Source organism: Streptomyces albofaciens JCM 4342, from assembly GCF_008634025.1.
In the GTDB taxonomy this organism is placed as follows: domain Bacteria; phylum Actinomycetota; class Actinomycetes; order Streptomycetales; family Streptomycetaceae; genus Streptomyces; species Streptomyces albofaciens.
Window position 1 is genome coordinate 3973387 of sequence record NZ_PDCM01000002.1, and the last position, 13592, is coordinate 3986978.

Genomic DNA, 13592 nt, shown 5'->3' on the forward strand with positions numbered 1-13592 from the left:
TCACCGGCCCGGGGGCGTCTCCCTGGACGCCCCCGCCGGCCCCATGATCACGGACGCCCCGCCGGCCCCGTGGTCACGGCGCGTGCCACTCCTCCTTGTGCCCGAAGCCGCGCCCGTTGTCGATCAACCGCAGCCAGTCCGGGCGGACTTCCCAAAGTGCGGTACGTTCCAGCGCCCCCGCGAGCCGGTCGTCGGCCGCGACGAAGGGGAAGCGCTCCAGGTACGTACGCCACCCGGCCGCGCGGTCCGCGCCCGTCAGCCGGCGGCAGACGCCCCGGCCCTGCACCCCGGTCAGCCCGGTCCACTCCTGTCCGTCGCGCTGGGCCGTGAAGGCGACGCGGGCGCCGGGGCCCGTCTCGGCGGCCCGCGCGAAGGCGCGGCCGTGCCGGGTGGACTCGGCGGTGACGAGGACGAGCGAGGGCGCCGGCCCGTCGGCGGTGGCGTAGAGCACGGCGCACGCCTGCGGCCCCTCGTCGTCGGCGTAGGCCAGCGTCAGCGTCGTGTGCGCGGCCAGCGCCCGGCGGATCGTGGCCGGGCAGTCGCTTGCGGTGGTCATCGCGGCTCTCCCGCCGGTCCGGTCGGCATCCACATCATGTGGACATCCTCACCCCGCGCGCCCTACGGGCCGCGCACCGGGCCCCATCGCGCCTCGTGGGAGGGGGCGGGTCCGGCCGGGCGTTCCGGCGAGCGGGTGGGCGCATCGTGGCGCGCGCCCGGTGCGTTTCACGGCGGAGCGCCGTCGTGCCAGGATCGGCAGTGCCATGACTTCCACTCCCGCCGCCACCGGCGCCGCCCCTGCCACCGCCGCCGACGAAGCCGCCGAAGGGGCCCGGCTGCACGGCCCCGTCACCGACTGGTTCGACGAGCACGCCCGCGATCTGCCCTGGCGCCGCCCCGAGGCGGGCGCCTGGGGCGTGATGGTGAGCGAGTTCATGCTGCAGCAGACGCCAGTCAGCAGAGTGCTGCCGGTGTACGAACAGTGGCTGGCGCGCTGGCCGCGCCCCGCCGACCTGGCGGCCGAGCCGCCCGGCGAGGCGGTGCGCGCCTGGGGCCGCCTGGGCTACCCGCGCCGCGCGCTGCGCCTGCACGCCGCCGCCTCCGCTATACAGGAGCGCCACGGAGGCGACGTACCGCGCGAGCACGCCCAGCTCCTCGCGCTGCCCGGCGTCGGCGAGTACACGGCGGCGGCCGTGGCCTCCTTCGCGTACGGGCAGCGGCACGCCGTACTGGACACCAACGTCCGCCGGGTCTTCGCGCGCGCCGTCACCGGCCGGCAGTACCCGCCGAACGCCACCACCGCCGCCGAACGCAAGCTGGCCCGCGCGCTGCTGCCCGAGGACGAGCCGCTGGCGGCGAAGTGGGCCGCCGCCACGATGGAGCTGGGCGCGCTGGTGTGCACCGCCCGCGGCCCGGAGTGTGTGCGCTGCCCGATCTCGTCGCAGTGCGCGTGGCGGCTGGCGGGTTCACCGGCGCACGACGGCCCCCCGCGCCGCGGCCAGACGTACGCCGGTACGGACCGCCAGGTGCGCGGCAAGCTCCTCGCCGTCCTCCGCGAAGCCGTCGGCCCCGTGCCGCAGGCCGTACTGGACGCGGTGTGGGACGAGCCGGTGCAGCGCGCGCGGGCACTGGACGGCCTGGTGGCGGACGGCCTCGTGGAACCGCTGGCGGGCGGCCTGTACCGCCTGCCGCTCGGGCCCGGCGCATCGTGATGACGGCTGTGTGACCACCGGCTGCCGAGTAACGGGGGCTGCTGGGTGACGGCCGTGTGACGGCCGACTGCCGCGTAACGGGTGGCTGCTGTGTGACAGCCGCTGGCTGTGCGGCAGGTGACAACCGCGTGACAGCCGCTGGCTGTGTGACGGATGACGGCTTTGTGACAGCCGGCTGCCGTGCGGCGGATGACGGCTCCGTGACGCCCGGTGCCCTGCCGCCCGTGCGGCCCGCGGCCCATGGCTCTTCCGGCCGCCCCCGCCGTCCCTCGCAAGAATGACGCGCCCCGGTCCACGGTCCGTCGCAGGTATGACGCCCGTCCCGCTGTTACACAACCGACGGTTTTCCGTGCACTGCCTGTGGGGCCGACGCACATTACGCCGCAACACCCCCTCCGTAGCGTCTTCCTCGTGCTGGAGGTGACCACCAGCGCGGACAACGTGGGGAATCGCAATGCGGATCGGAGGCGTCGGGATGGCGACCAGCGGCGGCAAGGTACTGGACTTCGAAGAGTACGTGCGTACGCGGCAGGAGGCCCTGCTGCGCAGCGCCCGGCGCCTGGTGCCCGACCCCGTGGACGCCCAGGACCTGCTCCAGACGGCCCTGGTCCGCACCTACGGGCGCTGGGACGGCATCGCCGACAAGTCGCTCGCCGACGCGTATCTGCGCCGGGTCATGATCAACACCCGTACGGAGTGGTGGCGCGCCCGCAAGCTGGAGGAGGTGCCCACCGAGCAGCTCCCGGACGCCAGCGTCGACGACGGCACCGAGCAGCGCGCCGACCGGGCCCTGCTGATGGACATCCTCGGGGTGCTCGCGCCCAAGCAGCGCAGCGTCGTCGTGCTGCGACACTGGGAGCAGATGAGCACCGAGGAGACCGCGGCGGCGCTGGGCATGTCCACCGGTACGGTCAAGAGCACGCTGCACCGGGCCCTGGCCCGGCTGCGCCAGGAACTGGAGAATCGCGACATCGACGCGCGGATGCTGGAGCGCGGCGAGCAGGAGCGGGAGCGGTGCGCGGCCTGACCGGCTGCGACACCGGCGGCTTGGTCAGAGGGACTGTGAGCGGGAGCGGTTTGACCAGGAAAAGGTTGGCCGGAGGCGGGACGGCCGGGAGCGCGCCGGCCGCCCGACTCCGGCCCAAAGGGCCGGGACCGGGCCCGGGATGCCCGGCCCCGGCACGGCTCCGCCCGAAACACACGGCACGGCTCCGGTCCCGGCGGACCGGAGCCTTCCGCACGAGCACCGGAGCGGCCATCGCGTCGATGGCCGCCCTCTCGCTGTTGCTGGCCGGGTGCAATCCGGGCGGCGAGGGCGTACGGACCGAGGGCACGGCCAGCAGCACCCCGGCGCCCAAGGACCGCTCCGCCCAGGCGGCGTCCCCCTCCCCCTCGGCCTCGGTCGCGTACCAGAAGGTCGACGCGGTGAACCTGATGAAGCACGACCCCAAGGTCGGCGCGGACGTCAAGAAGTCCCTCGCCAAGCCCTGCGCGGCGGACGAGTACCCGGTCGAGGTGACCTACGCCAAGCTCACCGGCGGCAAGGACCCCGACGTGGTGGTCAACGTGATGACCTGCGCGGACTCGGTCGGCATCGGCAGTTACGTCTACCGCAGGAACGGCGGGGGCTACGACAATGTCTTCGCCAACGAGCAGCCCTCGGTCTACGCCGGCGTCAACAAGGGCGAGCTGGAGGTCTCCAAGCAGACCTACAACTCGGACGACAACCTGTGCTGCGCTTCCGGCGAGGATGTGATGACCTACCGCTGGACGGGTAGCCGCTTCGTCGAGTACGCCCGGTACCACACTGATTACAGCAAGACCGGGGGCACGGAGCCCGCGCCCGCGGACCCGACGGGACCGGAGGATTGAGAACACCGCATGGCCGATACGCATGTCCTGTTCGTCGAGGACGACGATGTCATCCGCGAGGCGACACAGCTCGCCCTGGAGCGGGACGGCTTCGTGGTCACCGCCATGCCCGACGGCCTGGCGGGGCTGGAGGCGTTCCGCGCCAACCGGCCGGACATCGCCCTGCTGGACGTGATGGTGCCGGGCCTGGACGGGGTCAGCCTGTGCCGCCGCATCCGTGACGAGTCGACCGTGCCGGTGATCATGCTGTCGGCGCGCGCCGACTCCATCGACGTGGTGCTCGGCCTGGAGGCCGGCGCCGACGACTATGTGACCAAGCCGTTCGACGGCGCCGTACTGGTGGCCCGGATCCGCGCGGTGCTGCGCCGCTTCGGTCACGCCTCCGGGCCGGACGGCTCGAACGCCGCCGCGTCGGACGCGGCCGAGCCCGCCGAGGCCGTGCTGCGCTTCGGTGACCTGGAGGTCGACACGGAGGGCATGGAGGTGCGCAAAGGCGGCCGGCCGGTCGCGCTGACGCCCACCGAGATGCGGCTGCTGCTGGAGTTCTCGAACTCGCCCGGCACGGTCCTCTCCCGCGACCGGCTGCTGGAGCGGGTGTGGGACTACGGCTGGGGCGGTGACACCCGGGTCGTGGACGTCCATGTGCAGCGGCTGCGCGGCAAGATCGGCCAGGACCGGATCGAGACCGTCCGCGGCTTCGGTTACAAGCTGAGAGGCTGACTCCTGCGGTGGTCAGGCTCGCCCTGCGGACGGGGCTGAGGTGGAAGCTCAGCGCCGCGATCGCGCTCGTCGGAGCGCTGGTCGCGATCGCGCTGAGCCTCGTCGTGCACAACGCGGCCCGCGGCTCGATGCTGGACAACAGCCGCGATGTGCAGACCGAACGCCTCAACTTCACGCAGAAGATCTACGAAACCACGCACCAGCTGCGCTTCGGCGCCAAGCTGGACGACCCGGCACTGCCGAAGGCGCTGCGTGACGAGGTCGCCAGGGGAAAGCGGGCGACCTATCTGGAGGACACCGGCCAGACCACGCCCAAGGTGTGGGCGGCGGCGCCGGTCGCGGGCGGCCGGGTGCTGTCCATCCAGGGCTACTTCCCCGACCGGTTCGCCGTGCTGGACGATCTCGACCAGGCGCTGCTGATCGGTTCGACGGCGGTCGTGGTCGGCGGCTGCGCGCTCGGCGTGCTGATCGGCGGGCGGCTGTCCAAGCGGCTGCGCAAGGCCGCGGCGGCGGCCGGCAAGCTGGCCGACGGCGACACCTCCGTACGGATCCGGGACGAGGTCGGCGGGCGCATCCGGGACGAGACGGACGACCTGGCCTGGGCGGTGGACGCGATGTCCGACGCGCTCCAGAAGCGCATCGAGGCGGAGCGCCGGGTGACCGCCGACATCGCCCACGAGCTGCGCACCCCGGTGACCGGGCTGCTCACCGCGGCCGAGCTGCTGCCGCCGGGCCGCCCCTCGGAGCTGGTACGGGACCGGGCGCAGGCGATGCGCACGCTCGTCGAGGACGTGCTGGAGGTGGCCCGGCTGGACGGCTACGCGGAGCGGGCCGAACTCCAGGACGTGGCGCTGGGCGAGTTCGTCACCCGGCGGGTGCGGGCGCTGAACCCCGACATCAAGATCGAGATCCTGCGGGACGCGGAGGTCTCCACCGACCCGCGGCGCCTGGAACGCATCCTGGGCAACCTGATCGCCAACGCGGCCCGGCACGGCAAGCCGCCGATCGAGGTGACCGTCGAGGGGCGTGTGGTGCGCGTGCGCGACCACGGCACCGGCTTCCCGGAGGCGCTGCTGCGCGAGGGCCCGAGCCGGTTCCGTACGGGCAGCAGCGACCGGGCCGGGCGCGGCCACGGGCTCGGCCTGACCATCGCGGCGGGCCAGGCACGGGTGCTGGGCGCCCGGCTGACCTTCCGCAACGCGGACGAGCTGACGGACGGCTCGACCGGCGCGGTGTCCGTGCTGTGGCTGCCGGAGAACGCGCCGACGAGCACCGGCAGCTTCCCGGTCATCCAGCTGCCGGACCGGTGACCGGCGGCCACCCCGTGCGGCCGGGTCCGCCGTTCTGGCCCGATCCGCTGTCCGGCCCGACCCGCCGTCCTGGCCCGATCCGCCGTTCTCACCCCATCCGCCGACCGCCCGATCCGCCGTCCGGCCCGATCCACCGTCCAGCCAGGTTCACCGCCCGGCCCGATCCGCCGACCTGGCCAGGTCCGCCGTCCTGATCCGGTGGCCGCTCCGCGCGGCCCTGTCGCCCTGTCGGCTACTCCACGCAGTCCCCCCACCCCTTGCTCATGTCGAGCTGTTCGCTGGGCTGGGTCAGCGAGAACCAGTTGCCGGAGTCGTCGCGGAAGATCGCTTCGGTGCCGTACGGGCGCTCCTGCGGCTCCTGGAGGAACTCCACGCCCTTGGCCTTCAGCGCCGCGTAGTCGCCCTTGACGTCGTCCGTCCGGAGCACCCCGGCGCCCATCAGCCCCTTGCTCACCAGCTGCTTCAGGCTTTCCCCGGCCTCCGGGTCCATGCCGGGCGGGCCGGGGACCATCAGCGTCAGCTCCACCTCCGGCTGGTCCTTGGCGCCGACGGTCAGCCAGCGCATGCCGTCCTCGCCGCCCATCCGCATGTCCGTCCGGACCTCCATGCCGAGCTTCTCGGTGTAGAACTCCTTCGCCCGGTCCTGGTCGAGGACCCATACGGTCGTGATGGCCAAACCCTTGATCATGACGTTGCCTCTCGCTCTTCGCGCGCGGTGGCCCGCGCGGTCTCGGCTTCACCGTAGGCAGCCCGCCGGCTACCCGCCTTCTCCGGAATTGCGGTGTCCCGGCCCGGCCCCGGCCGCCTTTCCGTCCCCCTGCTCGTCCCCCCGCTCGTCCCCCTTCGCGTCGCCTTCCCCCGCCCGGTTCCCGAAGGACTTGAAGCCGCCGGACCACAGCAGGGCATAGCAGCCCGGTATCAGCCCGGCGCCCTGCCCGACGTGCCGTTCCCGATAGGCGCTCGGTGTCAGGCCGGTCTGCTTCTTGAAGCGCGCGGAGAAGGTGCCCAGGCTGCCGAAACCGACCAGCCAGCAGATCTCCGTGACGGAGAGATCGGCCGTACGCAGCAGTTCCTCGGCGCGCTCGATCCGGCGGCGGCTCAGATACTGGCCGGGGGTCAGGCCGTAGACCTGCTTGAAGGCGCGGATGAAGTGGAAGCGGGAATACCCGGCGTGCGCCGCGACCGCGTCAAGATCCAGCGGGGAGGCCCAGTCGCGGTCCATCGCGTCCTTCGCCCGCCGCAGCTGCCGGAGCCGGGCGAGCGGGACCGGGACGGTGGCGCCGCCCGCCGCGCGCCCGTCCGTCCGCCCGTCCCCCGCCCGCATGGCCTCGTCGGCGTCCCCCGCTCCGTTGACGTCCTTCGCCCCGTTGACGTCCTTCGCCCCGTCGCCGTTCACATTCCGATGCTGGCACGCACCACTGACAACGGCCCGGCGGCGACCCGGCGGCGACCCGGCAGCGGCCCGCCCGCGGAGACGCCGCAGACATGCCGACGGCCCCCGGCGTGTCCGCCGAGGGCCGCTGGCCAGGGGTGAATCAGTGCCGGATCAGACGGGCTCCGCCATCGCGGCGGCGACCGGGGCGTCGCCGCCCTCCGCCTTGTCGGCCGGCTTGGCGGGGCCGCCGCGCAGCGGGACCTCCTTGAGGAACCACGCCGCGGCGAAACCGATGACGCTGATCAGCGCGCCCCAGACGAAGACCTGGTGGGTGCCGCCGGCGACCGCGTGCATGTAGGCGTCCTTGATCGCGGCCGGCAGCTGCTCCAGCTTCTTCGGGTCCATCTGGGCCCCACCCGCGGTCGCCTTCGCGCCCGCGGCGCCGAGCCGCTCCTTCATCACGTCCTGCACCTGGTTGTTGAAGATCGCCCCGAAGATCGCGACGCCGAAGGAGCCGCCGATCGTACGGAAGAGGGTGGCGGACGAGGAGCCGACGCCCATGTCCTTCATCTCGACGCTGTTCTGCGCGATCAGCATGGTGGTCTGCATCAGGAAGCCCATGCCGGCGCCCAGCACCGCCATGTACAGGCCCGAGGTGAAGCGGGTGGTGCCGGTGTCCATCAGGGACAGCAGCGCCAGTCCGGCGGTGATCAGCGCGCCGCCGCCCACCACGAAGATCTTGTACTTGCCGGTGTTGGTGGTGACCCGGCCCGCGACCAGCGAGACGGCCATCATCGCCAGCAGCATCGGCAGGAGCAGCAGCCCGGAGTTGGTGGCCGAGGCGCCCTGCACGGTCTGCTGGAACAGCGGCAGGAAGGTCATCGACCCGAACATCACGAAGCCGACGAGGAAGCCGATCACCGTGACGAGGCTGAAGTTGCCGTTGCGGAAGATGTGCAGCGGCAGGACGGGCTCGCGGACCTTGGTCTCCACGAGGACGAAGGCCAGCAGCGCCACGACGCCGACCGCGCCGAGCCCGATGATCTGGCTGGACAGCCAGTCGTACTCGGTGCCGCCCCAGGTGGTGATCAGCACCAGCGAGGTGATGCCGACGGTCAGCAGCACGGCGCCCACGTAGTCGATGCGCGCCTGCGAGCGCTTCTTCGGCAGGTGCAGCACGGCGGTGATCATGACCAGGGCGATCGCGCCGAGCGGCAGGTTGATGTAGAAGCTCCAGCGCCAGCCGAGGTGGTCGGTGATGGTGCCGCCGACCAGCGGGCCGCCGATCATCGCGACGGCCATGACGCCGGCCATCATGCCCTGGTACTTGCCGCGCTCGCGCGGCGGGATCAGGTCACCGATGATCGCCATGACGCCGACCATCAGACCGCCCGCGCCCAGGCCCTGCACGGCGCGGAAGCCGATCAGCTGGCCCATGTCCTGGGCCATGCCGGACAGCGCGGAGCCGATCAGGAAGATCACGATGGACGTCAGGAAGACGCCCTTACGGCCGTACAGGTCGCCCAGTTTGCCCCAGATCGGGGTGGACGCGGCGGTCGCGAGCGTATACGCGGTCACCACCCAGGACAGGTGGCTCAGCCCGCCCAGCTCGCCCACGATGGTGGGCATGGCGGTGCCCACGATCATGTTGTCCAGCATCGCCAGCAGCATGGCGATCATCAGCGCGAACAGCACCACGCGGACGCTGGCCGGCTGCTTCCCCCCGCCGTCCGCCGGTTTCGGTATATCCCCCGCTGGGGTCGCTTTCGACTGCGACATCCCCATTTTCGCTTCTCCCACTTACTTGCCGCCCGGCTAGTTCAGTACAGTGAAGAAGGTAAGGAACAACTAGCCGGGCGTCAAGTAAGTTTTCGCATGGCCCCTGGCCCCGGCCCGGCCGATCACGCAGGAGAACAGCAGCATGGGCACACCGCACCCGCGCAGGGGCAACACCCGCCAGCGCATCCAGGACGTCGCCCTGGAGCTGTTCGCCGAGCAGGGGTACGAGAAGACCTCGCTGCGCGAGATCGCCGAACGGCTCGACGTCACCAAGGCGGCGCTCTACTACCACTTCAAGACCAAGGAAGACATCGTCATCGGCCTCTTCCAGGACCTGGCCCGGCCGATCGACGAGCTGATCGAATGGGCCGGCGCGCAGCCGCGCACCCTGGAGACCAAGCAGGAGATCCTGCGCCGCTACAGCGAGGCACTGCGCTCCGCCGAGCCGCTGTTCCGCTTCATGCAGGAGAACCAGGCGGCCGTACGGGACCTGAGCATCGGGGAGACCTTCAAGCAGCGGATGATCCGGCTCACCGGGCTGCTCCGGGAGCCGGAGGCGGAGCTGACCGACCAGGTGCGCTGCATCACCGCGATCTTCTCGATGCACGCGGGCCTGTTCGCGATGCAGACACTCGAAGGCGACCCCGAGGACAAGCGCAAGGCCATCCTGGAGGTCGCCACCGAACTGGTCACCGCGGCCCAGCCGGGGAGCCGTGGCTAGAGCCCGTCACCAGGCTCCCGCGGCGTGGCTCACACGCCGTCGCCGCGCGCCTTCAGGAAGGCGGTCGGCTCGATGCCGGAGCCGTAGTTCGGGCCGGTACGGACCTCGAAGTGCAGGTGCGGGCCGGTCGAGTTGCCGGTGCTGCCGGACTTCGCGATCTCCTGGCCGGTCTCCACGGTCTGGCCGACCTTGACCTCGGTGCTGGTCAGGTGCGCGTACTGGGTGTACGTACCGCTGTCGTGCTTGATCACGATCGCATTGCCGTAGGCGGGGCCGTCGCCGCCGCCGTTCGGACCGGCCTTGACCACGGTGCCCCCGTGGACGGCGTGCACGGCCGTACCGCTGGGCACCACGAAGTCCTGGCCGCTGTGGTTGTGGGCCCAGTGCTTGCCGGCCAGCCCGAAGGTCATGCCCAGCGTGTAGTCGTCCACCGGCTTGACCCAGGAGCGGGCCTTCTCCTCGGCGGCCTTCCTGGCCTTCTCGGCCGCCTGCTTCTCCGCCTCGGCGGCCTTCTGCTGGGCGTCGGCCTGCGCGCTCACCGAGGAGCGGATGTCGGACGTGAGCCCGTTCAGCGCGATCGCCTGCGCGTCGCCGCCGGCCGCCATCGCCACCCCGGCGCCCATGGCGACGGAGACGCCCAGGCCCGCCGCGAGCACGGAGGTGCGGGTACGGAGAACGGACTTCGTCGTCGGGCGGTGCAGGGGGTGGTGCTTCGACATGCGGGAACTACCTCCGGAAAAGACGGGGTCCCGGCCGTCGACCGGGATCGCTCATCCTTGGTAACCGGAATCCGACATGTTGCCAATAGGCGCTTCTACTACCGCATCCCGTAGCAAAAGGCGGGGAAATAAATCCCCGCCCCTACCCTCCGCCTCAGGTCTCAAACACGTCGGTCCCGTCCCTCTTCCGGCCGCTACCCCTCTCCGCCTCCTGGGGTCTGACCTGCGGGTTCACCCGGCCGTACGAAGCCGTCGGGCACCCCGGCCGCCCTCCGCTCCGCCCGCCGCGGCCACCCCGTCCGAACCGCCCCGCCGTACCGCGGAAAGCGCCCGCTATTCCGCGTAGTAGGCCGCCGGGGGCCTGTGCGGCATGTCACCGCGCCCGTGGTTTTCCCGGCTGCGCCGCGGGCCTTTCGCATGTCCGTATCGGGACCAAAGGCCCCGCACGGAAACTCCCCGTGCGCCCCCGCCCGCCCGTACGCGGACTCCCCGTACGCCCGTACGGGAACTCCTGGCGCGCCCCGCCCGCCCGTACGGCCCCACCCGGCCGAGCGGCCTCCCGGGAACCGCCGTCTCCTCTAGGCTGGAAGCCCGGCGGCGCCCGGCGCCGCACAGGTGATGGGGGATCACCGCATGGATCCAGTGATCATCATGGCCCGGCTGGCACCCAAGATCGTGGGCCCGATCGTCAGAAGACTCCTCGTCCGGCCGGGTCCCGGCGCCTTCCTCGTGGACCGGCCGTTACGGATCGCCCGCCTGGTCTCCTTCCGGGGCGAGCAGCGCGTCCTCGGGGAGCGCGAGGTGCGGCGGATCGCCGCCAAACTGGTCGACCGCGCCGTGACCCCGCTGCCCGGCGCCACCGGCGCGGCCCGCGAGCGGCCGGTGGCCCCCGACGAGGACCGGGCCGTCACGGACGCCCTCTCCCGTACGCTCTGGGCGCTCGGCGACCTGGACACGGAGATCGCGCAGGACACCCGGCTGGAGGCGGCCGAACTGGCCCGGCAGCTGCGCCGGGCCGCCCCGGACGCCACCCGCGGGCTGACCGGTGACGGCACCGAGCTGCACACCGTCCTCGTGGACACCGCGGCGCTGCACATCCTGAATCACTTCACCCAGCTGACCGGCTTCATCGCCCGCACCGTCGTCGAGAACCGGCGCACCCTCGGCCGGATCGACGACACGGTCGGCGTGCTGGCCGCCCGCCTGCCGTCCCGGTCCGCCGAGGACGCCGCCTTCGAGACGCGGTACGCCCAGGACACCGCCGTCCTGCACAGCCACCTCACGATCTTCGGCCTGGACCTCGTGCACTCCCCCGACAGCTGGCCGCTGGACGCCGCCTACCTGGGCCTGCGCTGCGAGCCGGAACCACCCGCCGCGGACCACGGCAGCACGCCCGAACCGGCCGTCCCCGCCGAACACGCCCTGTCCGGCCTGTGCCGCGTCCTTGTCCGGGGCGTGGCCGGATCCGGCAAGACCACACTGCTCCAGTGGCTGGCCGTCGCCACAGCGCGCGGCGAGCTGCCCCCGACGCTCCGCCGCGCGCTGTACGGCCGTGTCCCCTTCCTCCTCCCGGTACGCCGCCTCGCCCGCCACGGCATGCCCTCCCCCGGCACCTTCCTGACGGCCGTCGGCTATCCGGGCGCCGAGGCCCAGCCGCCGGGCTGGGCCGACCGCGTCCTACGGGCCGGGCGCGCCCTCCTGCTGATCGACGGCGTGGACGAGGCCCCCGAGGACGAGCGCGAGGCGCTGCGCCGCAAGCTCCGCGACTGGACCGCCCTGTATCCGGGCAACGTCTGGATCGTCACCTCCCGCCCCTCCGCCGTCCGCGCCGACTGGCTGACGGCCGACGGCTTCACCGAACTGTCACTGGCCCCGATGAGCCGCGAGGACATCGCCGCGTTCATCCAGCGCTGGCACCGCGCCGCGGCCCAGCAGGTCCCCGACGACCTGGACCGCCTGCCGCACTACGAACGGACGCTGCTCAACGCCGTACGCATCACCCGCGACCTGGGCCGGCTGGCCACCAACCCGCTGATGTGCGGCATGATCTGCGCCCTGCACCGCGACCGCCGCGGCTATCTGCCCAACGGCCGCAAGGAGTTGTACGAGGCCGCCCTGTCGATGCTGCTGGAGCGGCGGGACCGGGAACGGGCCATGGGCACCACCGACGGCATCGACCTGCCGCGCCAGCCCAAGATCCAGCTGTTGCAGAAGCTGGCCCACTGGATGCTGGTCAACGGGCGCTCGGAGATGGACCGCGAGATCGCCGTGGACACACTCGCGCAGCACCTGCCGGCCATCCCCGACGCCGCGCGCCAGGGCGGCCCCGAGGAGATATACCGCCACCTGCTGAACCGCACCGGGCTGCTGCGCGAACCGGCCCCGGGCACCGTCGACTTCGTGCACCGCACCTTCCAGGACTTCCTGGCCGCCCGCGCCACCGTGCAGCGGCACGACTTCGGGCTGCTGCTGAACCACGCCCACCTGTGCGAGTGGGAGGACGTGATCCGGATGGCCGTGGCGCTGGCCCGCCCCGACGAGTGCGCGGCGCTGCTGAACGGCCTGCTGGCCCCGCGTCCCGGCATCCGGGCCGCGGAGGCCCGGCACCGCAAGCTGCTCGCCGCGGCCTGTGTGGAGCACGCCGCCGAACTCGACCCGGAGGTGCGCCACCGGGTGCGGCGCTTCACCCGCGACATGGTCCGCCCCAGCACCGTGGCCGGGGCCCGCGCGCTGGGCTGGATCGGCCCGATCGTGCTGGAGATGCTGCCGGAGCCGGCCGAGGTCTCGGACGGTGAGGCGTATCTGCTCGCGGTCACCGCCACGTCCATCGCCGACGACATGGCGATCGACTATCTGGCCGGGCTGCGCAAGCGGACGTATCCGGATGTGCGGGCACAGCTGGCCGGTGCCTGGCGGCGGTACGACACCGCGCGCTACGCCCGGGAGATCATCGCCCACCTGGACCCGGACGAGCTGTTCTTCCCCGTGACGGACGTGGAGGAGCTGCGCGCCCTGCGGGGGCTCGGCGGCCGGCCGTGCCTGCAGATCGCCGGGGAGTTCACCGTGGCCGAGCTGATCGACGGCATCGTCCCGGCGGACGGCCTGGTCCGGCTCTGGCTGGCGTACGGCGTGGGGACCTCGATGGCGTGGCTGGCCGCGTTCCCCCGGCTGGAAGAGCTGCGGATCAGCCGCCGGCTGCCGCCGGTGACCGGCGTACCGGACGGGATCCGCGTCATCGAGCTGTGAAATCGCGGTCCTATAGGGCCGTATGCCTGCGAGGGCGGGAGCGGATCGCGGCCGTCGCCTTGGAGACTCCGGGTTGCGGAATACTTCCTTCCGCATTTACCGGGCCTGCGGCGGGCAATCCGGAATGGCGATTTCCTTTTG

12 protein-coding genes are annotated in these 13592 nt (G+C 72.2%); 7 read left to right on the forward strand and 5 right to left on the reverse strand.

The genetic code is table 11. From position 1 onward, the window contains the following. Window positions 1-73: 73 nt before the first annotated feature. Window positions 74-556 (reverse strand): pyridoxamine 5'-phosphate oxidase, encoded by a 483-nt coding sequence (locus tag CP973_RS37335; protein WP_150248897.1) that lies wholly within the window; start codon window positions 554-556, stop codon window positions 74-76. A gap of 205 nt (window positions 557-761) precedes the next feature. Between CP973_RS37335 and CP973_RS37340 the strand changes: the two genes are divergently transcribed. From CP973_RS37340 to cseC, 5 genes are all read left to right on the forward strand, one after another. Then, window positions 762-1709, forward strand: a complete 948-nt coding sequence (locus tag CP973_RS37340; RefSeq protein ID WP_150248900.1) for an HhH-GPD family protein — start codon at window positions 762-764, stop codon at window positions 1707-1709. A 454-nt stretch (window positions 1710-2163) separates the two neighbouring features. Then, on the forward strand, window positions 2164-2736 hold the full coding sequence (locus tag CP973_RS37345) for a SigE family RNA polymerase sigma factor (protein WP_234440678.1): 573 nt from the start codon (window positions 2164-2166) through the stop codon (window positions 2734-2736). A gap of 239 nt (window positions 2737-2975) precedes the next feature. Then, window positions 2976-3581 (forward strand): hypothetical protein, encoded by a 606-nt coding sequence (locus CP973_RS37350; protein ID WP_150248903.1) that lies wholly within the window; start codon window positions 2976-2978, stop codon window positions 3579-3581. 9 nt (window positions 3582-3590) lie between these two features. Next, window positions 3591-4301: a two-component system response regulator CseB gene (cseB, locus tag CP973_RS37355; RefSeq protein ID WP_150248906.1), complete on the forward strand. Its 711-nt coding sequence runs from the start codon at window positions 3591-3593 to the stop codon at window positions 4299-4301. Between the two features lie 8 nt (window positions 4302-4309). After that, the gene (cseC, locus tag CP973_RS37360; RefSeq protein WP_150248909.1) at window positions 4310-5611 is read left to right on the forward strand and encodes a two-component system sensor histidine kinase CseC; all 1302 of its coding nucleotides are present in this window, start codon (window positions 4310-4312) and stop codon (window positions 5609-5611) included. 232 nt (window positions 5612-5843) lie between these two features. Here the strand turns inward: cseC and CP973_RS37365 are convergent, their stop codons facing one another. The 3 genes from CP973_RS37365 to CP973_RS37375 all read right to left on the reverse strand — a co-directional run bounded on the left by CP973_RS37365 (window position 5844) and on the right by CP973_RS37375 (window position 8771). Then, entirely contained in the window at window positions 5844-6299 is a 456-nt protein-coding gene (locus tag CP973_RS37365) for a VOC family protein (protein ID WP_150248912.1), read from the reverse strand. Between the two features lie 69 nt (window positions 6300-6368). Then, window positions 6369-6833, reverse strand: a complete 465-nt coding sequence (locus tag CP973_RS37370; RefSeq protein ID WP_150250811.1) for a helix-turn-helix transcriptional regulator — start codon at window positions 6831-6833, stop codon at window positions 6369-6371. Window positions 6834-7157: 324 nt separating this feature from the next. Beyond that, window positions 7158-8771: an MDR family MFS transporter gene (locus tag CP973_RS37375; RefSeq protein ID WP_425282061.1), complete on the reverse strand. Its 1614-nt coding sequence runs from the start codon at window positions 8769-8771 to the stop codon at window positions 7158-7160. A 136-nt stretch (window positions 8772-8907) separates the two neighbouring features. Here CP973_RS37375 and CP973_RS37380 point away from each other — a divergent pair, with 136 nt between their 5' ends. Further along, window positions 8908-9486 carry a TetR/AcrR family transcriptional regulator gene (locus CP973_RS37380; RefSeq protein WP_150248917.1) on the forward strand — a complete coding sequence of 193 codons (579 nt, stop codon included), beginning with the start codon at window positions 8908-8910 and terminating at the stop codon, window positions 9484-9486. A gap of 29 nt (window positions 9487-9515) precedes the next feature. On the opposite strand, the gene CP973_RS37385 is transcribed toward CP973_RS37380, so the two are convergent. Further along, complete coding sequence (locus CP973_RS37385) at window positions 9516-10205, reverse strand: M23 family metallopeptidase (RefSeq protein ID WP_150248919.1); 690 nt, start codon at window positions 10203-10205, stop codon at window positions 9516-9518. A 633-nt stretch (window positions 10206-10838) separates the two neighbouring features. On the opposite strand from CP973_RS37385, the gene CP973_RS37390 reads away from it, so the two are divergent. Continuing rightward, window positions 10839-13451 (forward strand): NACHT domain-containing protein, encoded by a 2613-nt coding sequence (locus CP973_RS37390; protein ID WP_167538588.1) that lies wholly within the window; start codon window positions 10839-10841, stop codon window positions 13449-13451. The last annotated feature ends 141 nt before the right edge of the window (window positions 13452-13592 follow it).